Source organism: Chitinophaga agrisoli (assembly GCF_008386695.1).
GTDB lineage: Bacteria > Bacteroidota > Bacteroidia > Chitinophagales > Chitinophagaceae > Chitinophaga > Chitinophaga agrisoli.
In genome coordinates this window covers 3,374,914-3,400,298 of sequence record NZ_VUOC01000004.1, presented here as the reverse complement: position 1 = coordinate 3,400,298, position 25,385 = coordinate 3,374,914, and the positions used below count along the sequence as shown (strand labels likewise).

At 50.9% G+C, this 25,385-nt stretch carries 18 protein-coding genes; 7 read left to right on the top strand and 11 right to left on the bottom strand.

What is annotated here, in order from left to right:
* Positions 1-92 precede the first annotated feature (92 nt).
* The 4 genes from F0L74_RS32435 to F0L74_RS32420 form a co-directional block, all read right to left on the bottom strand.
* Complete coding sequence (locus tag F0L74_RS32435) at positions 93-1,157, bottom strand: FecR family protein (RefSeq protein WP_149842022.1); 1,065 nt, start codon at positions 1,155-1,157, stop codon at positions 93-95.
* Between the two features lie 67 nt (positions 1,158-1,224).
* Positions 1,225-1,749: an RNA polymerase sigma factor gene (locus F0L74_RS32430; RefSeq protein WP_149842021.1), complete on the bottom strand. Its 525-nt coding sequence runs from the start codon at positions 1,747-1,749 to the stop codon at positions 1,225-1,227.
* 62 nt (positions 1,750-1,811) lie between these two features.
* Positions 1,812-2,450, bottom strand: coding sequence for a response regulator (locus F0L74_RS32425; protein WP_149842020.1), 639 nt, complete (start codon positions 2,448-2,450; stop codon positions 1,812-1,814).
* 25 nt (positions 2,451-2,475) lie between these two features.
* Entirely contained in the window at positions 2,476-4,440 is a 1,965-nt protein-coding gene (locus tag F0L74_RS32420) for a tetratricopeptide repeat-containing sensor histidine kinase (protein ID WP_149842019.1), read from the bottom strand.
* Positions 4,441-4,728: 288 nt separating this feature from the next.
* Between F0L74_RS32420 and F0L74_RS32415 the strand changes: the two genes are divergently transcribed.
* The 4 genes from F0L74_RS32415 (at position 4,729) to F0L74_RS32400 (ending at position 10,580) form a co-directional block, all read left to right on the top strand.
* Positions 4,729-5,904, top strand: coding sequence for a 3-dehydroquinate synthase (locus F0L74_RS32415; RefSeq protein WP_149842195.1), 1,176 nt, complete (start codon positions 4,729-4,731; stop codon positions 5,902-5,904).
* 39 nt (positions 5,905-5,943) lie between these two features.
* Positions 5,944-7,155, top strand: a complete 1,212-nt coding sequence (gene eboE / locus F0L74_RS32410; RefSeq protein ID WP_149842018.1) for a metabolite traffic protein EboE — start codon at positions 5,944-5,946, stop codon at positions 7,153-7,155.
* A gap of 55 nt (positions 7,156-7,210) precedes the next feature.
* Entirely contained in the window at positions 7,211-8,575 is a 1,365-nt protein-coding gene (locus F0L74_RS32405; protein WP_149842017.1) for an alkaline phosphatase family protein, read from the top strand.
* Positions 8,576-9,239: 664 nt separating this feature from the next.
* Positions 9,240-10,580 (top strand): Gfo/Idh/MocA family oxidoreductase, encoded by a 1,341-nt coding sequence (locus F0L74_RS32400; RefSeq protein WP_149842016.1) that lies wholly within the window; start codon positions 9,240-9,242, stop codon positions 10,578-10,580.
* 66 nt (positions 10,581-10,646) lie between these two features.
* Here F0L74_RS32400 and F0L74_RS32395 read toward each other — a convergent pair whose 3' ends face one another.
* From F0L74_RS32395 to F0L74_RS32385, 3 genes are all read right to left on the bottom strand, one after another.
* On the bottom strand, positions 10,647-10,997 hold the full coding sequence (locus F0L74_RS32395; RefSeq protein ID WP_149842015.1) for an MmcQ/YjbR family DNA-binding protein: 351 nt from the start codon (positions 10,995-10,997) through the stop codon (positions 10,647-10,649).
* Positions 10,998-11,426: 429 nt separating this feature from the next.
* Positions 11,427-13,196 carry a DUF885 domain-containing protein gene (locus tag F0L74_RS32390; protein ID WP_149842014.1) on the bottom strand — a complete coding sequence of 590 codons (1,770 nt, stop codon included), beginning with the start codon at positions 13,194-13,196 and terminating at the stop codon, positions 11,427-11,429.
* Between the two features lie 151 nt (positions 13,197-13,347).
* Positions 13,348-14,724, bottom strand: a complete 1,377-nt coding sequence (locus F0L74_RS32385) for a 3-keto-disaccharide hydrolase (RefSeq protein WP_149842013.1) — start codon at positions 14,722-14,724, stop codon at positions 13,348-13,350.
* Between the two features lie 400 nt (positions 14,725-15,124).
* Between F0L74_RS32385 and F0L74_RS32380 the strand changes: the two genes are divergently transcribed.
* The 3 genes from F0L74_RS32380 (at position 15,125) to F0L74_RS32370 (ending at position 20,584) form a co-directional block, all read left to right on the top strand.
* A complete protein-coding gene (locus F0L74_RS32380; RefSeq protein WP_149842012.1) occupies positions 15,125-18,190 on the top strand; it encodes a SusC/RagA family TonB-linked outer membrane protein in 3,066 nt (1,021 codons plus the stop codon).
* A gap of 14 nt (positions 18,191-18,204) precedes the next feature.
* Positions 18,205-19,665 carry a RagB/SusD family nutrient uptake outer membrane protein gene (locus F0L74_RS32375; RefSeq protein WP_149842011.1) on the top strand — a complete coding sequence of 487 codons (1,461 nt, stop codon included), beginning with the start codon at positions 18,205-18,207 and terminating at the stop codon, positions 19,663-19,665.
* A 94-nt stretch (positions 19,666-19,759) separates the two neighbouring features.
* Entirely contained in the window at positions 19,760-20,584 is an 825-nt protein-coding gene (locus F0L74_RS32370; RefSeq protein ID WP_149842010.1) for a purine-nucleoside phosphorylase, read from the top strand.
* Between the two features lie 64 nt (positions 20,585-20,648).
* On the opposite strand, the gene scpB is transcribed toward F0L74_RS32370, so the two are convergent.
* The 4 genes from scpB to F0L74_RS32350 all read right to left on the bottom strand — a co-directional run bounded on the left by scpB (position 20,649) and on the right by F0L74_RS32350 (position 25,366).
* Complete coding sequence (gene scpB / locus F0L74_RS32365) at positions 20,649-21,824, bottom strand: SMC-Scp complex subunit ScpB (RefSeq protein WP_149842009.1); 1,176 nt, start codon at positions 21,822-21,824, stop codon at positions 20,649-20,651.
* Positions 21,825-21,938: 114 nt separating this feature from the next.
* The gene (gene atpG / locus F0L74_RS32360; RefSeq protein ID WP_149842008.1) at positions 21,939-22,829 is read right to left on the bottom strand and encodes an ATP synthase F1 subunit gamma; all 891 of its coding nucleotides are present in this window, start codon (positions 22,827-22,829) and stop codon (positions 21,939-21,941) included.
* Positions 22,830-23,019: 190 nt separating this feature from the next.
* Positions 23,020-23,601 carry a DJ-1/PfpI family protein gene (locus F0L74_RS32355; RefSeq protein ID WP_149842007.1) on the bottom strand — a complete coding sequence of 194 codons (582 nt, stop codon included), beginning with the start codon at positions 23,599-23,601 and terminating at the stop codon, positions 23,020-23,022.
* 133 nt (positions 23,602-23,734) lie between these two features.
* On the bottom strand, positions 23,735-25,366 hold the full coding sequence (locus tag F0L74_RS32350; protein WP_149842006.1) for a RagB/SusD family nutrient uptake outer membrane protein: 1,632 nt from the start codon (positions 25,364-25,366) through the stop codon (positions 23,735-23,737).
* Between the last annotated feature and the right edge of the window lie 19 nt (positions 25,367-25,385).

Genomic DNA, 25,385 nt, shown 5'->3' with positions numbered 1-25,385 from the left:
GCATTCATATTTTTTGAGTTTAGAGAAAAGCAATCCTATGCATGCCGCATACAGTGTGCGGATGCTTATATGAAACCATTGTTGGAATGTTATTACTCCTCTATATGGATCGTTCCCTCTTTTTCATACACGCGCAGGTGGTTGAGTAACCCGATCGTTTCCAGGAACGCCATCAATGACTCTTTTTCACTGTTAAACCCGCCGGTGAAACGCATACCGGTCAGCGCGCCCTGCCGGAATACGATCCGGGTATTAAACCTGGCAGACAATCTGTCGAAAATTTCATCCAGCGGCTCGTTGTTGAATGTGAGCATAGCTGCGTTGGCAGTATCTATGGTATGTTTTGCTGCTACAACATTTGCCGGAATATGGCGCTTCACTGGTTCACTGTATATAGCTATGCTGCCTTGGAGCGGATTAAAACGAAGCTCCTGTCCGGGCGCCAGGTAAGCGCTTTTTACGCCTTGCGCTTTTAATATACTATCCGGGCGTACTACTACTTTACCGCTTAATAACCGTACGCTGATCATGTCTTTATCCGCATTAAAAGCAGTAACGGTAAACACTGTGCCCAATGCGGTGGTAGCCAGTTTGCCGGCGTATACTGTAAATGGCAGCCTGCTGTTCTGCGCTACATGAAAACTGGCTTTTCCCTGCAGTTGTATATCCCTGTTATACTGGCCAAAAGGCGTCCGGTACCGGATAGCGCTGTGTGGCAACAGGTCAATACGGCTGCCATCGCTCAGGGAAAAAGATAACATGGTGGCCGTTGTATTCTGTTGTTCCTTATACTCAGGTAAACTGTCTTTGATCACGATGGACGGTTGGGCTGCTGCTACCATAGCACGCTGACGGTCCTGCATATAATAAGTGAGCGCTCCCAGTGATAATAATACCGCAGCTGCTGCCGCCCATCCATACCGGGTGATCAGTTTCCTGCGCCGGAATGTGGTCTGCTGCCGGATAGCCTGCAGCATTTTGCCGGAAATAGCTTCCGGCAGTAAATGACTACTGGTAAAATTATCCCAGCTTTCTTCTGTTACGTATTGCTGTAGCGCTTCCGGATGTTCCAAAAAATAGGATTTCACCATCCGCCTTTCCTGTTCGTTACATTCCCCGCTAAAGAATCGTATAATAAGCGCTTCCGTAATTTTCATACATACCTACTTCGTAAGGAACAAGTCCTATCCCTCACTGCGTAACAATTAGTTAACACGGGAATGCTCAGAAAAGCAACAGTAATTTATCCTTTAACTGGCGGAGTGCGCGGCCTATATGGTTTTCCACTGTTTTGGGAGAGATGGACAATTGTTGGGCTATTTCTTTATGGGACAGTTCTTCGAAGCGGCTCAGTTTAAAGATCATCTTCCTGGCGGGGGACAGGTCTTCTACCAGGGTTTGCAGCCTGCGCAGCTCATCTTTATGCACGGTATCCATTTCAATAAAAACAGATTGCGCCGCTTCTGTTGGTGCAATATGTTGTTTGGTATAACTGCCTTCTTTCCGCAGCAGGTCTATCATCGTGCTTTGTGCTATGCGGAAGATCTGCCTGGAGAGCTCCACCTCTGTAGAGAGTTGCTGCCGCCGCTCCCACATACGGATAAAGGTAAGCTGTACGGCCTCCTCGCTCAGGTAAGCAGATTGGGTGTATTTCAGCACATAGAAATAAAGTTTGGTATGGTACAGCGCATACACCTTGTCAAAGGTCTTGTTGTTCCCATCCCTTATTTCCTGTATACTGATCTCCATAATAGGGCATAAAAATAATAGCTGTGGAGAAGGGGATGGGTTATCCTATTGTTAAGAATGGATCACTCCAGCAATCCCCGTTTTATCGCCTCCTTCACCAACCCCGCAGTATTCTTCACCGCCAGTTTCTGTGTCAGGTTCAGCCGGTGGGTCTCCACGGTGCGTAAGCTGATATATAACATATCCGCTATCTCCTGGTTGGAATGTTCTTCCGCTATCAGCTTCAGGATCTCTTTTTCGCGGCGGGTAAGGGGTATTTCGTAATTACTGCTTCTTTGTCCGGAGAGTACTTCATTCAGCAGGCTTTGTTTAAGGGAATCATCCAGGAACTGTTCTCCCTCATATACTTTTTCTATAGCAGCCAGCATGGTTTCAGGGTCCGTATTTTTAAGCAGATAACCCACGGCGCCGTTACGCAGCATTTGTTTTATGTAATGCGTTTCCATAAAACTGCTAAGGGCGATCACCTTTATATCCGGGTAGTGTTTTACTACCTGCTTGCATAGTTCAATACCATCCATACCGGGCATCTGTATATCCAGCAGCAGTACCTGCGCGCCAGTATCTGCCAGCGCGGGCAACAGTTGTTCGGGATCGGTGGTATGGTATACGACAGCTATATGGGCATAAGGGGCTAGCATTGTCCTGATGCCATTGATCACGAGCAAATGATCATCCGTAATAGCCACTTTAATTTGCATATCAATTAATATTATTTGCTACAGGTTAGTTATTCGATACAATACTTACATCAAACTCAATATACGCAGTGGTGCCCTGTCCGGTTGCCCCGTCAATGGCAATATTTCCGTTCAGTGCATGTATACGTGACTGCAGGCTGATAAGCCCATTGCCTGTTTGTTTGGCCGTTTGGTCAATACCCACGCCGTTATCTTCTACGGTGATGGACAACAGGCTATCATGCCGGCTTAACTGCACCAGCGCTTCGTTGGCCCGCGAGTGCTTGATGATATTGTTGACCAGCTCCTGCACAATACGGTATACAGACAGTTCAAAATTTGGCTTAAAACGCCCAATCTCACCTGCGCTGTAAAACTGCACCTGCAGGGTGCCGGAGTAGCTGATATTGCTGCAAAAGTTTTGCAGCGCATCTTTTAACCCCAGCCGGTATAATGTTTCCGGCATCAGGTTGTGGGCGGTTTTCCGTACATCGTCAATAGCATCGTCCAGTAAGCCGATGGCATGCATATAGGCGGGGTTCTCCTTTAACACGGTCTGTTCCTGCCGGATAGCGGCAAAATGCATTTTTACGGCGGACAGTAAACCACCTATACCGTCATGCAGGTCTTTGGACAGGCGCACGCGTTCCTTTTCTTCGCCCTGCATCAGGGCTTCCAGCACCTGTACGGTCTTCTCTTTTTCCAGGGTCTGCAGCCGTTGTGCCTGTAGTTTGATGCGTTGTTTATACCGCAGCCATATTAACAGGGAAAGGGCTGCCAGCAGGCCGGCCGCCAGCAGGAAGATGGCCTGCCATTTGGCGCGGGAGGCCAGTTGCAGGTCTTTTTCTGTAAGCAGCAGTTTTTTCTGGGCCAGCTCTTTATCCTTTTCTGCCGTTTGAAAGGCTATTTCTAATTGCTGCACATGTTTGCGGGTGCTGGCGCCTAAAAGGGAGTCATTCAGCGCTTCGTATTGCCGCCGGTATTGTAAGGCGGCCTGTGGCTGGCGCAATGCTTCCTTGATCTCTGCAGCGGTGAGATAGGTTTGCCGTAGCTCGTCATTTGCCTGCATACGTTTGGCCAGCGCTATAGTAGAGGCGATCACGGTATCGGCCCTGGCTGCCTGCCCGGTTTTAAGCAATTCCTGGCCAAATCCCAGCTGGGCATATAAGCGGTAATCCTGGTCCGGGTAGTGGTCTGTAATGGCCATCACCTGCTCATACTGCCGCAGCGCTTTGTCATGCTGGTTCATATCGGAATAAATGCTCCCGGTATTGATCAGGCCATCCATTACATAGGTACTGTCGCCCAGGTAGCGGCCCAGGCGTATCACTTCCAGGAAAGTGGCTTCGCCCTGTCCGGATTTTCCCAGCTTGGTAAGGGCATAGCCCAGGTTTACCAGGGCAGATGCGGTACGGGGCGTATCCCTGTCCTGCCGGGCCAGTGCAATGGCCCGGTTGGCGTAGGTAAGGCTTTTTTCATAATCCTCTGTGCTCAGGAAGATGGAAGCCAGGTTATTATAGAGCTTCTTCCTTACGGGTAGCTGGCCTGTTTTTTCTGCCAGCGCCAATGCCTGCAGGTAATAATTGGCTGCGGCAGAGAAATTGCCGGTCTCATGGTATTCATTGCCCATATTGTTATAGGACACCATCAGCCGCCGTTCATCGTTAAACGCTTTATAGATCACGGCTGCCTGGGTGGCCAGGAATAAGGCTTTGGTATATTCTCCCCGCAAGTTCAGTATGTTAATGTAGTAAGAAGTGAAAATGGCCGCGCCCAGCGGATAATGCAGCTGCCGTGAGAGGGCCAGCCCCTTTTTGAAGTAATAGGCCGCGCTGTCCGGCTGGTCAGGATAGAACTGGTCGCCATACAGGTAAATGGCAGTTACCGTAGCCGTATCAGCAGGCTGGCGCTGTATAAGGCGGTACAGGCTGTCTGCACGCGTTAACTGCGCCTGGGCGCGCCAGCCCGTGCAACAGCATAACAGTAGTATATATAAAACGATCCTGTTCATACCTGTTTTTCTAAAATTGGCAATGCCGGAATTATCCTCCAATGCGGCGATGCAACAAAATGTATTATGGAAATTTTACTTTGTTACAGGGTTAACAGGGGCCGTTACATTCAATTGTATTATCCGTAGCAAAAGTCGGTATTTCCGGCAAGATGCGCAACAGTAGCATCCCTTAAGTTTTACGTACTAGTACGTGGCCTAAATAAGGGAATAATACGGTTACATATGAGGGTTTTAGGATATTTTTGTACTTTGAACCATTAATCCAACAGAAAGGAGCTTGTGAAGATGCAGATCAGCAACTATATCCAACAGTCGTTCCAGGTAAACTATGCCTACCGGGTCTTTTTTTCAGATCACATATTTGAACCCACCAATACCCAACTCGCAGCCTGGCTGCGGGAGCAGGCCAGCCCGCATTACCGCAAGCGTTTGCTGGTGGTAGCGGATGATGGCGTATGGCAATCGCATCCCTACCTGCAAGCGCAGGTAAGCGCTTATTTCCAGGCCGTTAAGGAGGTGGAGCTGGCGCCGGAGATCATCGTGATACCTGGCGGGGAGGCCTGTAAGAACGACGAAGCGCTATTTTTCCGCTTAGTAGACGCTATTGATAAATATGCCATAGACCGCCACTCCTTTGTGATAGGCATTGGCGGCGGTTCCGTGCTGGACCTGGTGGGGTTTGCCGCCGCGGTATCCCACCGCGGGGTACGGCATATCCGGATCCCTACTACCGTATTGTCCCAGAACGATTCCGGGGTAGGGGTGAAGAACGGGATCAATTTCAAAGGCAAAAAGAATTTCCTGGGGGCTTTTGCGCCACCGGCAGCCGTATTCAATGATGCGCATTTCCTCACCACCCTGGATGCCCGCGATTGGCGCGCCGGTATGGTGGAAGCCGTAAAAGTGGCCCTTATCAAAGACGCCGCCTTCTTTGAATGGATGGAAGGAGCGGCCACCGCACTGGCCGCCCGTGATATGGACGCCATGCAAAAACTGGTATTCCGTTGTGCGGAGCTGCATATGCAACATATTGGCGGTGGCGGCGATCCGTTTGAGAGCGGTTCTTCCCGCCCGCTGGATTTTGGGCATTGGAGCGCCCATAAGCTGGAGCAGCTCACCAACTTCTCCTTACGCCACGGCGAGGCCGTATCTATTGGTATTGCGCTGGACAGCGTATACGCCAACCTGATAGGCTGGCTGGATAAACCGTCTATGGAACGCATCCTGCACTTGCTGCAGCAAATGGGATTGCCGTTATACCATCCGTTGCTGGATATGCAGGCGGGCGCTACCTCCCCGGTGATCAAGGGCCTGGAGGAGTTCCGCGAGCACCTGGGCGGCCGCCTCACCATCTGCCTGTTAAAGGCAATAGGGCAAGGGGCAGAAATAAACGATATGGATGTAACCCTGCTGCAACAGGCAGGCGATATATTAAAACAGTTAACCGTTGTCAGCCAATAGCTAAAAACTAACGGCTAACTGCTAACCGCTATTTTTACCATGCGCACAAACCACGGACACCTTACTTACTGCACTAACATACATCCCGGCGAAGGTTGGGATGAGCACTTTAAACAGCTCCGGCAGCATATACCCCTGGTAAAGGCCGTTTTAAGCCCTTCCCAGCCCTTTGGCATTGGTTTACGGCTGTCTAATAAGGCCAGCCTGGAACTGAGCAAAGAGGAGCAGCTAACGGCCTTTAAACAATGGCTTAAAGAACAGGATTGTTATGTGTTTACCATGAATGGTTTCCCCTATGGCGGTTTCCATCATGTAAAAGTGAAGGACCAGGTACATGTACCGGATTGGACCCAGGCAGACCGCGTAATCTATACCATCCGCCTGTTCCGCCTGCTGGCGGCCCTGCTGCCGGAAGGGATGGAAGGCAGCATTTCCACATCGCCCCTGTCTTACAAGTTCTGGGCGCGTTGTGAAGAGGAAGTGAATTCCGTAACAGAAAGCGGCACCCTTAACCTGCTGCTGGTAGTGGAGCAACTGGCGCGCATCCGCCGCAACGGCGGGCCTTTGCTGCATATTGATATTGAGCCGGAACCGGATGGCCTGCTGGAGAACTCACAGGAATATATACACTGGTATTTTCAGCGCCTGCTGCCCGCCGGCATTCCCTTCCTGGAAGATAAGCTGGGCGTAACCGCAGCAGAAGCGGCAGATATGATCAAGGATCATGTGCAGTTATGCTACGATGTTTGCCATTTTGCGCTGGCATACGAGCAACCGGCACAGGTATTGGCCACCATGCGGGAGCATGGCCTTAAAATAGGCAAGCTGCAGATCAGCGCTGCCCTCAAGGCCGCCTTACCGGCTGCCGGTACCCCGAAGCGGAACGCCGTGATAGCCGCTTTCCGCGCCTTTAATGAACCAATTTATTTGCACCAGGTATTAGCCCGCACTGCTGCCGGTATTCAACATTATCCTGATCTCCCGGAAGCCCTGGCAGATGCGGAGAACCCGCAGGTACTGGAATGGCGCTCCCACTTTCATGTACCTTTGTTTATAGATCATTACGGGCTGCTGTCTGCCACGCAGGAAGATATACGCGAGGTGCTGGCTTTACAGCAGCAACAGGCCTTTACGGCGCATATGGAAGTGGAGACTTACACCTGGGAAGTGCTGCCGGCAGATCTGAAGTTGCCAATGGACCAATCCATTGCCCGCGAACTGACCTGGGTAAAGCAACAGTTGGAATTGTGACGCACACATCATAGCTTTGGGGTGGATTTGTATTAACGCTCATATATAAGGCTCTATGAGAAAAACAGTTGTGTTGGATGTAGTTGGACTTTCTACATCCGTAATAGGCGAGCATACTCCATTCTTGCAGCAGTACGTACAGCGGAACCACTTGTCAACGGTTACACCTATGTTACCCGCCGTGACAACCGCCGTACAAAGCACCTATGTAACCGGTAAATGGCCCGCAGACCATGGCATTGTTGGCAATGGCTGGTACGACCGCGAGGATTGCGAAGTGAAATTCTGGAAACAATCCAATAAGCTGGTACAGGCAGAGAAGATCTGGGAAAAAGCCAGCCGCCTGCAGCCGGATTTTACCTGCGCCAAGATGTTCTGGTGGTACAATATGTACTCCTCCGCAGACTACTCCGTAACGCCCCGCCCGCAATACCTGTCAGACGGGCGCAAGATGCCGGACTGCTATGCCCACCCCGCTTCCCTGCGGGACCAACTGCAAAAAGAACTGGGGCAGTTCCCTTTATTCCAGTTCTGGGGGCCCGGTGCCAACATTAAATCCACCCAGTGGATAGCGGACGCCTCCCAGGTAACAGACAACCTCTACGATCCCACGCTCACGCTTATTTACCTGCCCCACCTGGACTACTGCCTGCAGAAATTCGGACCGGATCTCTCCCGCATCAGCAAAGAGCTGCAGGAGGTAGACGCCGTTTGCAAACAGCTGGTCAGCTTTTACGAACAGAAAGGCGCGCAGGTCATCATACTCTCTGAATACGGCATATCGCCGGTGAATAATCCAGTGCACATTAACCGTGTACTTCGGCAGGAAGGCCTGCTGCAGATACGTGTTGAAAGAGGACTGGAACTGCTGGATCCCGGCGCTTCACAGGCCTTTGCAGTAGCGGATCACCAGCTGGCGCATATCTATATCAACGATCCCCGTTGCGCCAGAAAAGTGCGCAACATTTTGGAAAATATACCCGGTGTAGAAATGGTGCTGGATCGGGAGGGCAAACGCGCCCATCACCTGCACCATGAACGCAGCGGTGAGTTTGTGGTAGTAGCAGACAGCAACAGCTGGTTCACCTACTACTACTGGCTGGAAGATAACAAGGCGCCGGATTTCGCCCGTATCGTAGACATCCACCGTAAACCCGGTTATGACCCGGTAGAAATGTTCCTGAACCCTGCAGATCCCATGGTAAAGGCTAAGATCGTAGGCAAGCTGCTAAAGAAGAAAATGGGCTTCCGCTACCTCATGGATGTGATACCGCTGGATGCCACACTTATCAAAGGCTCGCATGGCCGCCTCCCGGCTGATCCTGCCTACCATCCCGTGCTGATCACGCCTACCGCCCAGGCAGCGCAACAGCTGCAGGCGACGGATGTTTACGGCACTATCTGGAATACGATGATGTAATGATATTGGATAGAATGCTATCGATGATGATGTAACGATATTGATGATGCAATAATATTATAGCCTCCCGGCAAACAGGCCGGGGGGCATTTTTTTACCCCTGCCATCCATTAAAGATCCAGCCCCATCGCCATCCCTCTACACCGCTGGACTCATGCCCTAGAGTCATCCCCTGAACTCATCTGCCGCACCTCACGCCTAACCCATGACAAGGCTCCCGCCTAACCCGTAAAACCCCTCTCGCCTGACGTGCATACCGCGTTGCCGGCAGGTTCCTCAGTGGGGCCTTGGCTGGCGCGGCTCCTACAGCCTACTTGCCAAACAGCCAACCGCGGCAGGCGCAGCCCCACGGAGGAACACTGCCGGCATAGCCTATGCCCATCCGCATTAGCCCAGAGGAACATTGCCGGCATAGCGCTGCCGGATTGGGCGATAGTGATCTGCTGGTGAGCTCACAGAGCCATATGTCCTGCTATTCGTCGCCTCTACAGTACGCTCATCATTAATAATTTGCATTTATCTCCCTTGTTGCCGTATCTTTTGCAACCGATTGTAACCGCCATTAACACAGCGGCTGCAATTAAAATGTAGATATTCGTAAACTGGTACACAAGCCATCACAACAGACAGTAAACAACATACCACGAAATAAAACACAACACGGATGAAAAGACGAGATTTCCTGAAAACCGGCGCCATGGCAGGCATGGGAGCCGGCCTTACTTACCTCAACTTCCCGGTATTTGGGCAGCAGGCCCCCAGCAACAAGGTAGTGCTGGCAGTAATGGGCGTAAACTCCCGCGGTAACTGGCTGGCACAGGTAGCAGCCAAACTGCCCGGCGCAGAGATCGCCTATATATGCGATGTAGAAGACGGCGCCATTGATAAAGGCCTGAAAGCCATCGCAGGCCCCGGCGGCCAGCAGCGCAAGCCGGAAGTGATCAAAGATATCCGCAAGCTGCTGGAGCGCAAGGATTTTGACGCGCTGTTCGTAGCTGCGCCGGACCACTGGCATGCCCCGGCCGCTATCATGGCCACCGCTGCCGGCAAACATGTGTACGTAGAGAAACCATGCAGCCAGAACCCCCACGAAGGCGAGTTACTGGTACAGGCAGCCCGCAAACATAACAGACTGGTGCAGATGGGCAGCCAGCGCCGCTCCTGGCCTAACCTTACCCAGGCGGTAAAAGAAGTACGGGATGGCGCTATTGGCAAGGTATATTATGCCCGTGGCTGGTATGTAAACAACCGGCAGCCTATCGGCATCGGTAAAAAGATAGCGGTGCCATCTACCCTTAACTGGGATCTGTGGCAGGGCCCCGCCCCCCGTAAAGATTACCTGGACAATATCGTGCACTATAACTGGCACTGGCGCTGGCATTGGGGTACCGGCGAAGCATGTAACAACGGTACCCATGAGCTGGATTGTATGCGCTGGTTCCTGGATGTAACGTTCCCTACCAAGGTAACATCCGCTGGCGGCCGTTACGCTTATCCTAAAGATGACTGGGAAACGCCGGATACCCAAACGGTGAACTTCGAGTTTGAAGGCGGCAAATCCATCTCCTGGGAAGCCCGCAGCTGTCATCCTTTTGAGCTGGAAGGCAGCGGCCGTGGTTTTACCATCTTTGGCGAAAACGGCGCCCTGTACAACACCGGTGGCGACAGCTACAAGATCGTAGACTTTAAAGGCAAGGTGGTGAAGGAAGTAAAGCAGCAGAATCATGGGGATCAGAACGTGACCAACGTGGTAAGCCCTGCAGGCGAATTCCTGGATGCTATCCATATCAGCAATTTCCTGGAAAGCATCCGCGGTAAGGCTAAACTGAATGCAGAGATAGCAACCGGCCATACTTCCGTGATGTTATGCCATCTGGCAAACATCTCCCAGCGCGTTGGACGGATCTTACACTGCGATCCCAGCAACGGGCACATCCTCGATGATAGCGATGCGGCAAAACTGTGGGGCAGGTCTTATGAGAAGGGTTGGGAGCCTAAGGTATAGCAAAGCTCAGTAAGATGGATCATCTAGGGCTGGAAACAGTTCAGGCATTCGTTTTTCTAAAACAGATCAAACTTTTGCTTTAAGTATAGCATCCCGCTCTTCCGGCGGCAGGGTGTTCACCACCAGGTCATACGCCTGTTGGATGAAGCCTTGCAGCTCGTTCCACTCCAGGGAGGCGGGATGTTTTACCTGTACCCAGTGATACCTTGCCAGGTAAGGCATGGGCACGATCCCCGGATGGGCGATCAGCCGGTGAAACTCACCCGGCGTGCATTTAAAGGATAGCTTGTAAGGCGGATCTACCCGCACAGAGCAAAACAGCTTTTCCCCTACTGAAAAACACATCTCTTCATCCCACTTTTCTTCTGCCGTTACGCCCGGGAAGGACAAGCAGTAATTAAATGTAAGATCTAACATAATACCCCAAGGTTAAGCAGTTAAAAATCGGTTTGCGCCTACGTCACAAACCCTGATAAGTAGCGCGGTCGAAAGCTTGATTGACTGTGGTTAACAGTCAGCGGCGTTTCATAGTTAATAAAGCGTGGCTGAGAGTTGTAAGTCTAAGTCCTGAAAGATATGGCCAATCCACTTTTGACCTGGGTGTTCCCTGTTATCTGATCCCTGTATAGTTATATAAATTTAAGTATCTTTTCGTAAATGGAGATGATTAAATTGTTAATGTTGAGATTGATGGGCATTAATTTTAACAGTTCGCTCACAGATATGAAGTGAAATTGGGAACAAAACAATGCATTGTTAAAATTGTAATATATACGAAACAGGCTGCTTTAGATAAAAACAAAAGGGTAACGGATCAAATTCCATTACCCTTTTGTGTTATTGGCTTTATTTCTCAAATTTCCGCTTCATTTTTTGCTCCAGCACGCTCAGCGGTACGCAACCATCCCTGAGCAATTCATCATGAAAATCCTTCAGACTGAACTGACTGCCCAGCTGCTGCTCATACTTTTTGCGCAGCTCCCGGATCTTCAGCTCGCCGGTCTTGTAGGAGAGGGCCTGGCCCGGAATGGCCATATAACGCTCTATTTCCGCAATGGCTTCCGCCTCTGAGGCAGGCTCATTATCCAGCATGTATTTAAGCGCCTCTTCACGGCTCCAGCCTTTGGCGTGCATACCTACATCCACCACCAGGCGGATGGCGCGGTGGATCTCATCGCTCAGCCGCCCAAAGTACATGTAGGGATTGGTATATAAACCCAGCTCTTTACCCAGGCTTTCGCAATACAGCGCATACCCTTCGCCATAGGCGCCTATCCAGCTAAAGCGGCGGAATTTAGGCAGGGAATCGTTCTCCTGCTGCAGGGAGATCTGGAAATGGTGACCGGGAATGGCCTCATGCAGGAACAGGGATTCCATGCCTACATAACTGAACTTTTTGGCGTCCAGGATGGGCACATAGAATGCGCCCGGACGGCTGCCGTCTGCGCTGCCCTGTATATATTCCGCACTGGCGGATGCGGCGCGGAAAGCCTCTGTTTGCCGGATCTCAAACCCTGTTTTTGGCAAATGGCCGTAGATCCGTTTTACGCCCGGCATGATCTTGTTCTCAATGGCCTTAAAGGAATCCAGTACCTGGGCGGGTGTTTTAAAGATCTTAAACTGCGGGTCGTTCCGCACAAACTCAAAGAAGGCAGGCAGATCGCCTTTAAAGCCGGTGCTGTTCTTTACCTCCTCCATCTCTTTGCGTATACGGGCTACCTCCTGCTGACCGGTATTAAAGATTTCTTCCGGCGTGCTGTTGGTGGTGGTCCAGTATTTTATGAGGTAGGCATAATAGGCCTTGCCATCCGGTACGCCGCCAATACCGCTGGTGGTGCGGGCTTTGGGCAGGTACTCCTTTTCCATGAAAGTGCGCAGCCGGTCATAGGCGGGCAACACATCCTGTTCTATGGTCTGGCGGTAAGCGGTTTGCAGCGCGGTATCTGTGCCGGCGGGCATAGTTTTCAGCGGACTGTAAAAGATGTTGCCGGTATCTTTTTTGGACAGATCTTTCAATTGCGGGATCACTTTTACCACCAGCGCTTTAGGCAGCACATAGCCGGTAGCCATGCCTTTGCGCATATTGGCGATAGCGGTATCTGCCCATGCGGCAAAACTTTTCATGCGCTGCATGAACTTATGGTAATCATCCGCTGTTTTGAATGGTTGAGCGCTGGTGCCGGAGCCCAGTTGCGCCAGTGTAAGCGTAAGGCCCCAGAACTGATGTATAGGCATCAGGTCATCATGGAACTGTAAGCCTTCTTTGGCCATGCTCAGCTCGCGGTACAGCATATCATAGCTGATGCGGTCATTAGGCGTTAACGCAGCGGTATCTACGCCCTGCAGCTGCTGCAGGTAGCGGGTTTCAACGCTGTCTTCGTGCTGGCGGAAGGACTGGCTGATATCAATATTCAACGTGCCGTCGTATTGATGCTCTCCGTTAAATGTAGCTTCAATAGGGAACAGCTGCATCTTTTCATCATAATAGCGGTCTACGATATGATGCAGGGAATCCGCCGCGGCGGCGCTGCTGCCCTGTTGTTCCTGGCGGGTACCGCAGGCGCATAACAAGGCTGCGCTGATCGTTAATAAGCAGTAAGATCTGGTTGTTTGCATGGAATGTAGTTTGGTGAGGGCATAGCCATGCATGTATGCACACAGGAATGGCTATAGCTAAAAATAAAAAAACACTCCGAAGAATCGGAATGTTTTATATAGAACAGTGAACAATGAAAACTCTTTAATGCATGAGATCAGCAGGGCTGTCTCACAATGTCTTTATACGAAGACTGCGGAAGGAAACTTCATTACCATGATCCTGTAACAGGAGATGTCCCTCCGGCCAAAGTCCGAAATTATTCCAGTTTTTATATTTACTGATGGCCACCAGGTCTTTGAACTCCTGTGAGCCACGTTCATACTCCAACACCTTAAAACCATTCAGCCAATGCTCCACATGGTTATTTCGGAACACAATAATACGCCCTTTATTCCATTCTCCAATCGGTTTGAGTGCTTGTTTTATTTGTTTCCGGGGCATAAGGTCGTACAGGGAGGACAAGGTGCGGTCTCCATCACGGCCCAGCTTGGCGTCCGGGTGACGTTCATCGTCCAGTACCTGGTATTCCAGGCCAATGGCTGATTTACCGTCAGTTTTATATGTTTCGCTAACAAAATATTTCAATCCGCTGTTGGCGCCTTCTGTCAACTTGAACTCAAATTCCAGCTCAAAAGCGCCGTATTCCTTGTCTGTCACGATATCACCGCCAGAGCCCTCTTCATGGCCGTTGGAGTGGTGAATGGTGATGGTACCGTCATTCAGCGTCCAGCCTTTGGTGGGGAAGTCCTTTTTATAAACGCCTCTCCAGCCTTTGTTGGTCTTGCCATCCCATAACAGCTGAAATCCGTTCTTTTTCTGCTGGGCAGACAGGTCGTTCGGCACATTGTCTACGACATAGATATTATCATATGGCGCATACTGGCCGGCAGCCGGGTCTTCTATGATACGTATATTACGCCAGTGGATGCTCTTACCTGCATCTTCTGATTTTTTGCCAATGCTGTGTACCTGCAGTGCAATAAAACCTTTTGGCAGGGCGGTATCCACCAGGTGGGCGGTAGGTACCCCATTTACAAAAGTGCGTATCTCTGAGCCCCTGCATTCTATCCGGTAGGTATTCCAGTCTGCTTTCTTAAAAGCGTTCTGGCCCTGCGGGTTCAGCTCCATCGGGTACTGCCAGCCGCGGCGCCCTTCCTCATAGATACCGCCGCTCCATTTCCGGTCAGACGGGTCTATCTCCATTTGATATCCAAATACCCGGCCATTCTGATAGTCGGCCCGGCTTTGGCTGCGGAACTGTATGCCGGAGTTGAATTCCTTATCCAGCTTAAATTCCAGTTCCAGTATAAAATTGCCGTATACTTTTTCTGTGGCCAGGAAGGAGTTGGGCGTTTCCAGTACCGTAGTACCCACTATCTCATTGTTCTGCACACTGTATTGTGCCTTTCCCCCCAGTTGCTTCCAGCCTTTCAGGTCTTTACCGTTAAAAAGCGGTTGCCATTGTCCTTTTCTGTCGCCTGTACCGGCGTTTGTAACGCCATGTAACAGCAGTAAGCTGCTGCATATTAATAGAATCTTTTTCATCCCGTGTATTTATCTGTTTTTTAGCAAAGTTCCTCAAAGTGGCTTCTACGCAGTTTCCTGGTTAACCATTACCCGTGCTGTACAGGCTGCAAAATGTTTTCCAAAATAGGAAATGGTTGGAAAATAGACAACCAATTGTACGAAAAATGTGATGAGCGGAAAACACATCCGTTCCCATGGGATTTCCAATGGGTTGAGATGCAGGCTTTCCCAAAAAACATTTTATGCAAACGATTGCAGAATTAATAAAAATACTTAGTTTTATCCCGGAAAATTTACGCAAACGTTTGCGTGATATTGTAGCAAGCATGTAGTATACCACGTCAATCAAAACTAAAAGGCCTAAAAAAACAGGATTACAGACTTTCACATCACAACCATTTAAGTTAAACGAACCGTTATGAAACTGCTATCATTTCCGGTCAGGTGGCTATTGCTTTGCCTCCTGATGGGCCCAACCTTTCTTGTGCATGCCCAATCCCTTACCATCAGGGGCACTGTCACCGCCGCTAAAGATGGCGCTCCCTTAGTGGGCGTAACCGTATCCGTTAGCGGCAAAAGTATAGGTACCCAAACAGACGCCAAAGGACAGTATCAGCTGAATGTACCGGACAACAATGCCACGCTGGCATTTTCCTTTATGGGCTATATGCCCCGCCAGGAGCCGCTGGACGGCCGCTCCGCTATTAATATTACGTTGGAAGAAGATGAGCGTAAGCTGGAAGAAGTGGTGGTAGTAGGCTACGGTCAGCAGAAACGTAAAGACCTTACCGGCGCTGTTACCTCCGTTAGCGGCGCAGAGCTGAACAAACTGCCCGTTACCCGCGCGGACCAGATGCTGCAAGGCAAGCTGCCCGGCGTACAAGTGTCTAATAACAGCGGCCGGCCCGGCGGCTCCGTGCGCATCAACATCCGCGGCAGCAACTCCATTAACGGCAGCAACGACCCGCTGGTGGTGATAGACGGGATCATAAGCGCAAGCTTCCAGGATATCAATCCCAGCGATATCGCCTCCATGGATGTGCTGAAAGACGCTTCCGCCACCGCCATCTACGGCTCCCGCGGCGCTAACGGCGTTATCATCATCACCACTAAACGCGGTAAGGCAGGTAAAACAAAAGTCACCTATAATAGTTATGTAAGTACTCAGCAGGTGGCTAAAAAGCTGGACCTGATGAATGCGCAGGAGTTTATGCAAATGCGCCACGCATTGCTTGATATGTATGAAGAAAAGAACGATCCCCGTGCTACCGCCCTGCGCGATGTGCTGAGCACCGTAGACCCTTCTGTTAACACAGACTGGCAGGACGCCGTATACCGCTCCGGCCTGCAAATGAGCCACGAGCTCTCCCTCTCGGGCGGCACAGAAAAAACGCGCTTTATGTTATCCGGCGGATATATGAAACAGAACGGCATCGTGGAAAAATCGGACTTTACCCGCGCTACCCTCCGGCTGAACCTGGATCATGAAGTAAGCAGCAAAGTGCATGTAGGCCTCAATATGTACATAGTAAAAACAGGCGAGGACCGCTCTTCAGAAAACAGGGCGGGCGGCTCAGAAGGCGGCGATATTATACAGAATGCCACCAAATTTGATCCCTCCATTCCCGTATATAATGCGGAGGGCGCCTATAGCAAAATGCGTAATGCAGGCAGCCAGCTGGAAAACCCGGTGGCCCAGATCTATGAACGGCAACGTAAATACTACTCCACCCGCCTGGTCACCAGCCTGTTTGGTACGTATGCCATCACGAAGGACCTGAATTTCCGTTCCAGCTTCTCCTATGATTATGAGGATAACCTGGATAAGTTCTTTACTTCCGGTAAGCTGATGGAAGCATTGAACGCCGGCCACGCACAAGCCTCAGATGATAAATACAACCACTGGATCATAGAGAATACACTCACCTACAGCAAAAGATTCAATGAGCACCAGCTGACCGTAGTAGGCGGTTTTACGGCAGAATCAGAAGAAAGCTACAAGTTTGACGCTACCGGCCGTAAGCTGACCACAGAGGTACTGCAATACAATGATCTCAGCGCTGCCAGTACGGCCGTGATCACCTCTGATAACGGACAAAATACGCTGGCCTCTTTCCTGGGCAGGATCAATTATTCGTTTAAAGACAGGTACCTGTTAACGGTCTCCGGCCGTGCGGATGGCGCTTCCAAATTTGCCAAAAACAACAAATGGGCATACTTCCCCTCTGCTGCAGTGGCATGGCGCGTAAGTGAAGAGGAATTCCTGCGTAACAGCGCCGTGATCAATAACCTGAAGCTGCGCGTAAGCTATGGCCAGTCCGGCAGCCAGGCCATCTCCCGCTACCAGTCGCTGGCCCGTATTACCCTTGGTACCAATGCCTACGCTTATGGCAATACGGAGCTGGTAGGCGCCAGCAATAATGCCATGGCCAATCCCAACCTTACCTGGGAAACCACCCGCCAGCTGGATGCCGGCGCGGACATCAGTCTCTTTAAGGACAGGATCAGCGCCTCTGTGGATTATTACGAGAAAACCACCTCCAACCTGCTGTACAACAAACCTATCGCGTCTTATTCCGGATACGCCAACATTATCAGTAATATTGGTAAAATGCGGAATAAAGGTTGGGAGTTTGAGATCAATACCCGCAACCTTACCGGCGCTTTTACCTGGAACACCAACGTGAATTTCAGCGCTAATAAGAATAAAGTACTGGAACTGGGCGATCTGGAAGAGATCTACCTGAACGGCTCCGCCGGCGCATTAGGCAGCGGTTTTGACCGTACCGGCGTACTGCGTATCGGGCACGAGATAGGGGAGTTCTACGGCTATGTCTTTGACGGCATCTACCAGAACGCCAAAGAGGTGGCAGATCTGCCGGCGCCTAATGCACAACCGGGCACGGTAAAATACAAAGATATCACCGGCGATAATAAGATCACCCCGGATGACCGCACCGTGATAGGCTCCGCCACGCCCAAATTCACCTACGGTTTCACCAACGATTTCTCTTACCGCAATTTTGACCTGAGCATATTTTTCCAGGGCTCTTACGGTAATGATATCCTGAACCTGAACCGCTTTAAGCTGGAGCGTACCGGTAATGATGAGAACTCCTTCCGCACCGTACTGGGTTACTGGCATGGAGAAGGTACCAGCAATACCATACAGGCGCTGGACCAGGGTACCGGCGATATGAGCAGCCGTTTTATTGAAGATGGCTCCTACCTGCGCCTCAGGAACCTGATGCTGGGTTACACCCTGCCGGCCAGCCTTACCACCCGTTGGGGTATACAGCAGATCCGTTTATATGCCAGCGCGCAGAACCTGCTCACTTTTACCAAATACACCGGTTATGATCCGGAAGTGAACTCCCGCGCCGATGATACCCAGCAGCAGAACAAGAACTTATTATGGGGCTATGATCTGGGCAGCTATCCCGCTGTACGCTCCTACACTGTTGGATTGAATGTAACCTTCTAAAAAGCTTGTACATCATGAAAAACATTTGCACATATATATTCATTATAGCCGCATGGATGAGCGCCGCCTCCTGCAGCAAATTCCTGGAAGAAAAGACCGATGATTTTGACTTCCTTACGCCGGATAATTTCCCCCAAACGGAAAAAGATGCAGAGCTGCTGCTGGACGGCACGCTGGGCAAATTCCGCGGACAGAACTATTACGACCGCGCCTATTATTTCCTGGCGGAAGTAAGTGGCGAGCTGGTAAACTCTAACGCCACAACCGGTAGCCGGTATGATTTTGACGCCTATACCTGGCTGCCCAATAACGAATACTTGGTAAACTTATGGGGTACCAGCTACAGCATTATTGATGGCGCTAATACCATGATCGCGAAAGTGCCGGTAGCCTCCCAGATCACCGCACAGAAAAAGAGCTGGTACACCAGCGCCGGCCGTTTTATACGGGCCCTGGCCTATTTTAACCTGGTGCGCAACTACGGTAAGCTGCCTTTGATCTCCGCGCCCATAACGGACCCTAACCAGGCGGCCAACCTTACCCGTTCAGAGATCGGCGAAGTATATAAGCTCATAGAGGAAGACCTGAAATTTGCCAGCGACAGCCTGCCGGTATCCTGGCCGGATAACCTGCCCGGCCGCCCGGACCGCGGCAGCGCCCGCGGCCTGCTGGCCAAAGTATACGCCACCATGGCCGGCGAACCGCTGAAGGATAACAGCAAATGGGCCGCCGCCGCCAGCTACGCCAAAATGGTGATAGATGAAGGCCATTACGAGTTGCTGCCGGATTTTAGCGCGCTTTGGAAAGTGGCCAACAATAATAACAAAGAGAGCATTTTCGCCATCCAGTATTATAGCTCCGGTACCGGCGTATCCGTAATGTCTGTACAGTCCAGGCCCGCCAATGTAAACGCCGAATCGGGCTGGGATTACTGGAGCACTACCGTGGCATTTATGAACGAATTTCCGGATACGGACAAACGCAAAGCCGCCACTTTCCTGACCACGATGGATAATAAGAACTACCCAGCCTTTAGCGCGGGTAAACCTTATATCAATAAATGGATAGACGCCGGCCGTTCCAATTTCAAGGACAATAACCTGCGCACTAACCTTAATGTACCGGTGGTGCGTTTTGCAGATGTGCTGCTCACCTATGCCGAGGCAGAGAACGAAGCTGCCGGGCCGGCCAATGCCTATGCCGCCCTTAACCGCGTAAGGGACCGCGCCGGTTTGCCTGCTTTAAGCGGGCTTACACAGGCGCAGTTCCGCGACTCTGTACGTAAGGAGCGCACCCATGAAATGGCTTTTGAATACAACCGCCGCTATGACCTGATCCGCTGGGGCCAGCTTACCCAGGTAATGGGCGCGGACTCGCTGGCAAAAAAGGCCTATACTCCTCAGAAAGCACTGTACCCCATACCCGAAAATGAGCTGTTGCTGAATCCCAAACTGGGACAGAACGACGGCTACTAGGGAACCATTTACCTATATTTCTCCAAAACCAGGACGCAATGCTCCAAACATTGCTCCTGGTTTTTACATTTGCATCCTATATCTTTCCTCCAACATGGACACACTATTACAACAGATCGACGCTACTGCCGCCTACCTGCGGCAATTCAATTATGACCAGGCCCGTGTAGGCATTGTATTGGGTACCGGGCTGGGAGAGCTGGTACAGCATATCCAGGTAGAAAAAAGCATCCCATACCACGAGATCCCGCATTTCCCGGAGTCAACGGTGGAGTCGCATACAGGGCAGCTTATTTACGGCCGTATAGGCAATGTAAAGGTGATAGCCATGCAGGGGCGTTTCCATTATTACGAAGGATATACGATGCAGCAGATCACGTTTCCCATACGGGTGATGAAAGCCCTGGGCATACAACGGCTGTTGCTGAGCAATGCTGCCGGCGGCATGAACCCGGCCTTTAAAAAAGGCGACCTGGTGCTGCTGGATGATCATATCAGCCTGCAGCCGGAAAGCCCGCTAAGGGGCTTAAATGCCCCGGCATTTGGCCCTCGTTTCCCGGATATGAGCTGCCCCTACGATAAGGAGCTGAGCGCCTTATTGCAGCAGACAGCGGAGGCCAGCGGCCGCCCGCTTAAAAAAGGCGTATATGTGTCCGTAATGGGCCCTAACCTGGAAACCAGGGCGGAATACCGTTTCCTGCGGATGATAGGCGCGGATATGGTAGGTATGAGCACCGTGCCGGAAGTGATCGTAGCGAACCAGGTACAACTGCCCTGCGCAGCCGTATCTGTGATCACGGATGAATGTGATCCTGATAACCTGCACCCGGTATCTATTGAAGAGATCATTGCGGTAGCCGGTAAGGCAGACCAGCATTTAAGTAACATATTTGCAGCGGTGGTACAGCAATTAGGCTGATAGCTATTAATAAAAAAAGCGTCCCGCTGAGTTTATCAGCGGGACGCTTTTACTATATAAAGGTTTATTTTTTCTCGTCATCGTCTTCCTCATCTTCATCTTCGAAATCCTCATCCTCGTCATCCTCATCTTCCTCTTCGTCCTCCTCATCTTCGTCGTCTAAATCTTCATCGTCTTCGTCTTCATCATCCTCTTCTTCTTCTTCCTCCTCATCGCCATCTTCATCACCTTCCTCTTCGTCCTCATCCTCATCCTCTTCGTCGTCTTCTTCATCCTCATCTTCACCCTCGCCGTCAAACTCCTCAAAATCCTCATCAAAATCGTCTTCTTCTTCGTCTTCATCGTCTTCATCCTCATCTATAGGAGCGGCGGCTTCAATATCTGGTGTAGCAGTGGTTTCATCCGGCTGCTCTTCAGCAGTGGTTTCTGCAATCGCAGATTCATCTTCCGCATCAGCGGTTGCATCCGCATCTGTTGCTGCTGTTGTAGCGTCTGTTTCCGGTGTTTCATCTTCCGGAGCAGGTACTTCTTCTACCGCATCTGCTGTAGTGGAGGCCGTTTCATCGATGATCGTCACCGTAGGGATGAACGAGTCCTCTACCAGTTCCCCGGTTTCGGATACTACCAGGCTGCCATTATTGGTATGCGTAAAATGCTCATCGTTGATCAGCGTAGGCTGTATCACCGTTTCTTCATCAAACACTTCGCGCAGTTTGGGCAGATCAGCTGGTCCGTTCAGTCCAAAATAATCCATAAAGGCTTTGGAAGTGGAGTACAGCAGCGGTTTGCCGGGCAGGTCTTCACTACGGCCGGAGATCACGATCAGCTCTTTTTCCAGCAGTTTCTGGATAGAGTAATCAGAGCTTACGCCGCGTATATGTTCTATTTCCCCTTTGGAGATAGGTTGTTTATAAGCGATGATGGCCAGGGTTTCCAGCGCAGCGGTGGAAAGGCGTTTCAGGAACTTTTCCCCGTTCAGCTGGGCCACGGTCTGGTAATAATCTTTTTTGGTCAGGAACTGGTATCCGCCACCGCTTTCGCGCACTTCAAAAGCATAGAACTCTGAGTGGTATTTTTCGCGGATGGCTTCCACGGCGGTCTCTATCTGGTCCAATGTGGCGCGGTCTTCCAGGAAGGCCAGCGCATTATTGAGCATATCCACTATTTCCAGCATAGGCAAGGGCCTGTCTGAAGCGAATATTAAGGACTCTACGTGCGGTATGATCTGAGAGATTTCCATGGTGATGTGTTTGTGACGCACAAAAAAAACGTCAAGGACCGAAAGTTACAGTCTTTGACGTTCTTGAAGAAATAAGAATTTTCTGCTGTTGATTTATTGTGAATAACCTTCACATTAGCCTGCCAGTGCGGCAGCGCCACTCACAATCTCTGTCAGTTCGGTAGTGATAGCGGCCTGACGGGCACGGTTGTAAGAAAGCTTCAGGTTGCGCAGCAACTCATTGGCGTTCTCACTGGCTTTATCCATTGCCGTCATACGGGCGCCATACTCAGAAGCGTGGGCGTCCAGGATGGCCTTAAAGAATTGGGTGTTCAGGATCTTGGGCATCAGCTCCGCGATCAGCGTTTCCTTCTCCGGTTCGAAGATGTAATCGGCTTTTATCTTTTTCTGACCGTCTGCTTTGTTTTCCACTTTAGCTATGGGCAGGAAAGGCTCAGCTACAAATACCTGGGTAGCGGCGTTGCGGAACTGGCTGTACACGATCTCCACAGCGTCGTAAGTACCTTTGATGAAGCCGTTCAAGGCTACCGCAGCGGCCTCTTTTACGTGCTCAAAATTAAGGTTGGCAAACAGGTGCCAGTATTCGTCATTTACTTTATAACCGTTCTTTACAAAGTGCTCCCAGCCCTTTTTACCGATCGGCATAATATCTACATGCCCCTGTGCAAACTGCTCTGCGTATTTCTCGCGGATCAGCTGTTTGGTGAGCTTAATAAGGTTAGAGTTGTATGCGCCGCACAGCCCGCGGTCAGAAGTGATCACTACCACCAGTACTTTTTCTATGGGCCTTTGGGCAGCCAGGGACATATCTATATCGCCCTCCGTATTGGAAACAATGTTTTGCAGCATTTCCTGGAGTTTGAGCGCATAAGGACGCATCAGGAGAATGGCATCCTGCGCACGCCTTAACTTGGCGGCGCTCACCATTTTCATCGCCTTGGTGATCTGCTGGCTGGATTGTACTGATTTTATACGGTTACGAACTTCTTTAAGCTGTCCGGACATAGTAGTTTAGGAATTATTCAATTTGGCTGCAAAGGTAAGCATTGCTGCCAAAATTAAGAAATAGGGGAGAAAGGATTATTTGAATACGGAGTAAAAGGCTAAAAATCATTGGGTTACCGATTAAAAATTACGGCTACAGACCACCAACCCGGTAAGGTATGGGGGTTTCTGATATATGACCCTGCCCCGGTTACAATTCTATCTTCGTGCCCAGCACTTTCAGAAAAGCCGCTATCCATTGCGGGTGTGCCGGCCAGGCGGGCGCTGTTACCAGCAGGCCGTCCGTTACCGCTTCGTCTATGTTCACTGCCTGGTAGTGTCCGCCGGCAATGGTCACTTCCGGGCCTACGGCCGGGTAGGCGGTCAGTTTTTTGCCCCGTACCACATCCGCCACCGTCAGGATCTGGATGGCATGGCAAATGGCCGCCAGGGGTTTATTGTTATTTACAAAGTATTTTACCAGGTCTATTACCTTCCTGTCCATCCGCAGGTATTCCGGGGCGCGGCCGCCGGCAATCACCAGGGCGTCGTAATCTGCCGGGTTAATATCCGCAAAAGACGCGTTCAGCACAAAATAATGGCCCCGTTTTTCGCTGTAGGTCTGGTCGCCTTCAAAATCATGGATAGCGGTGATCACTTTGTCGCCGGCTACCTTGCCGGGGCATACGGCATGCACCTGGTGGCCTACCATCAGCAGCATCTGGAACGGTACCATGGTTTCATAATCTTCTGCATAATCGCCGGTAAGGAAGAGTATTTTCTTTTGGGACATAACGTTAGGGTTTTTAAGGTAAACAAGTTACAATAAATCAGCGGGTATATTGCCTAAAAAGGAGCAGCGGACCATCACGAGGATAGCCCGCTGCCGGATCTACATCATATAACTATTCGTAAACCTGTTCTTACTAATATTCCGGGTTCTGCGGAAAATCGGCCGGGTTGCTCACCCTGTCTATCTGATCCTGCGGAATGGGGCGCAGCAGATGTTTGGGCCGGATATTATTAGCCGCTTCCGGGTTGTGTTTCTTTACCCGGTCCAGCAGGGTGCCGGTGCGTTTCAGGTCAAACCAGCGGGTTTGCTCACCTACCATCTCCCGTGCCCTTTCATCTAACATGAAATCCAGTGTCATCTGGGCCTGCGTTACCTTCATGGCCTGGCGGTGCGCTTCCGTTTCTTCCGGTGTGGCGCCCTGGCGGGCGGCACGCATACGCAAGGTATTGATGAGGGGGAGGGCATTGGCGGGCTCGCCTTTCATCACGAATGCTTCCGCGGCGTTCAGATAATCTTCCGCCAGGCGGAAGGCGATAAAGGGCCGTACGCCGGAGGCCTGGTTATCCGGGCGCAGCGCGTCCGCAAATTTGTTAAGGGAAGGATATAATACCTGTGTATAGTTCCGGGGCGGTACCAGCAGGTAAGGCTTACTCTTGATCTCTTCGTCTGTTACGTTATAACCTGGCATCCATACGGAGGTATCGCCCATTTTCAGGTTACCGGTGGGGGCGTTCACTCTCCATACGGAGGTAAAGAATTTCTCATACCGGCTATCGTGCACCCGTTCCTGGTAAAGGGTATCCAGCAGGAATTTTGTAGGGCGGAAGCGTTTCCAGGGGGTGCCATTGGGCAGATCGCGCTTCATACCTTTAAGGATGTCATACTGCATCAGGAAGAACCGGCAGGCATTATTATCCGCGGTATTGTATAGCGCGTCGTTGGTGTACTGCACTGCCCATACTGTTTCTGCATTGTTCTCCTTGCCCTGGGCCCATACCTGGCCTACATCCGGCAGCAGTGAAAAGCCGTAGTTGCTGATCACCATCTGCGCATATTTGGCGGCATTGTCAAAATCCGTAGGCTGTTTCAGGTTAGAGTAGCCACGGGTCAGGTAAACCCTGGCCAGCAGGTGCTCTGCAGCCGGTTTGCTGGCGCGGCCGAAGTCCGCGGTATTTAATACCTCCGGCAGGTTGGCCTCCGCATACAGCAGGTCTTCGATCACTGCGTTATAGATATTCACCGCAGAGTCGCGATATGCTTCTGTTACGATATCCTTATTTTCCGTCAGGCGTAAGGGAACGGCGCCAAACATCTGCATCAGCAAAAAATGGTAATGCGCGCGGCAGAAACGTGCCTGCGCTACGCCATTACGTTTTACGGCGGAATCCAGACCAGGGATATTATCGGCCCGGCTTATCACCACATTGCAGGTGTTTATGGATTGGTAAACAGAGTTCCAGAGCTCCCGCAGGTGGGCATAGCGGCCATCCAGCTGGGAGGTGTATTGGTTCACCCATTTAAAGTCGCCATCAGAGCCGTTGGAGTAGGTATCTGTGCCAAACACGGTCAGCGTCATTCCCCTTTCCGTGCTGTAAAAGCTGCGCATGGCCAGGTAAGAACCATTAATAGCGGAGTTGAAGCCGCTGGCGGTATTATAAAAATCGTCGTTTACGGTAGATACCAGGTCTTCCTCCAGCATTTTGTTACAGCTTACCGTGGCAAAGCCCAGCAACGCTATTAACCAGTATATTTTTCTCTTGTTCATTACTTGCGGTTTTTAAGCA

Coding starts and splice junctions, on each gene's coding strand:
- F0L74_RS32430 (WP_149842021.1), bottom strand. CDS start 1,749: ATGGAGATCAGTATACAGGAAATAAGGGATGGGAACAACAAGACCTTT.
- F0L74_RS32380 (WP_149842012.1), top strand. CDS start 15,125: ATGAAACTGCTATCATTTCCGGTCAGGTGGCTATTGCTTTGCCTCCTG.
- F0L74_RS32395 (WP_149842015.1), bottom strand. CDS start 10,997: ATGTTAGATCTTACATTTAATTACTGCTTGTCCTTCCCGGGCGTAACG.
- F0L74_RS32420 (WP_149842019.1), bottom strand. CDS start 4,440: ATGAACAGGATCGTTTTATATATACTACTGTTATGCTGTTGCACGGGC.
- eboE (WP_149842018.1), top strand. CDS start 5,944: ATGCGCACAAACCACGGACACCTTACTTACTGCACTAACATACATCCC.
- F0L74_RS32415 (WP_149842195.1), top strand. CDS start 4,729: ATGCAGATCAGCAACTATATCCAACAGTCGTTCCAGGTAAACTATGCC.
- F0L74_RS32375 (WP_149842011.1), top strand. CDS start 18,205: ATGAAAAACATTTGCACATATATATTCATTATAGCCGCATGGATGAGC.
- atpG (WP_149842008.1), bottom strand. CDS start 22,829: ATGTCCGGACAGCTTAAAGAAGTTCGTAACCGTATAAAATCAGTACAA.
- F0L74_RS32435 (WP_149842022.1), bottom strand. CDS start 1,157: ATGAAAATTACGGAAGCGCTTATTATACGATTCTTTAGCGGGGAATGT.
- F0L74_RS32390 (WP_149842014.1), bottom strand. CDS start 13,196: ATGCAAACAACCAGATCTTACTGCTTATTAACGATCAGCGCAGCCTTG.
- F0L74_RS32370 (WP_149842010.1), top strand. CDS start 19,760: ATGGACACACTATTACAACAGATCGACGCTACTGCCGCCTACCTGCGG.
- F0L74_RS32350 (WP_149842006.1), bottom strand. CDS start 25,366: ATGAACAAGAGAAAAATATACTGGTTAATAGCGTTGCTGGGCTTTGCC.
- F0L74_RS32355 (WP_149842007.1), bottom strand. CDS start 23,601: ATGTCCCAAAAGAAAATACTCTTCCTTACCGGCGATTATGCAGAAGAT.
- scpB (WP_149842009.1), bottom strand. CDS start 21,824: ATGGAAATCTCTCAGATCATACCGCACGTAGAGTCCTTAATATTCGCT.
- F0L74_RS32385 (WP_149842013.1), bottom strand. CDS start 14,724: ATGAAAAAGATTCTATTAATATGCAGCAGCTTACTGCTGTTACATGGC.
- F0L74_RS32425 (WP_149842020.1), bottom strand. CDS start 2,450: ATGCAAATTAAAGTGGCTATTACGGATGATCATTTGCTCGTGATCAAT.
- F0L74_RS32405 (WP_149842017.1), top strand. CDS start 7,211: ATGAGAAAAACAGTTGTGTTGGATGTAGTTGGACTTTCTACATCCGTA.
- F0L74_RS32400 (WP_149842016.1), top strand. CDS start 9,240: ATGAAAAGACGAGATTTCCTGAAAACCGGCGCCATGGCAGGCATGGGA.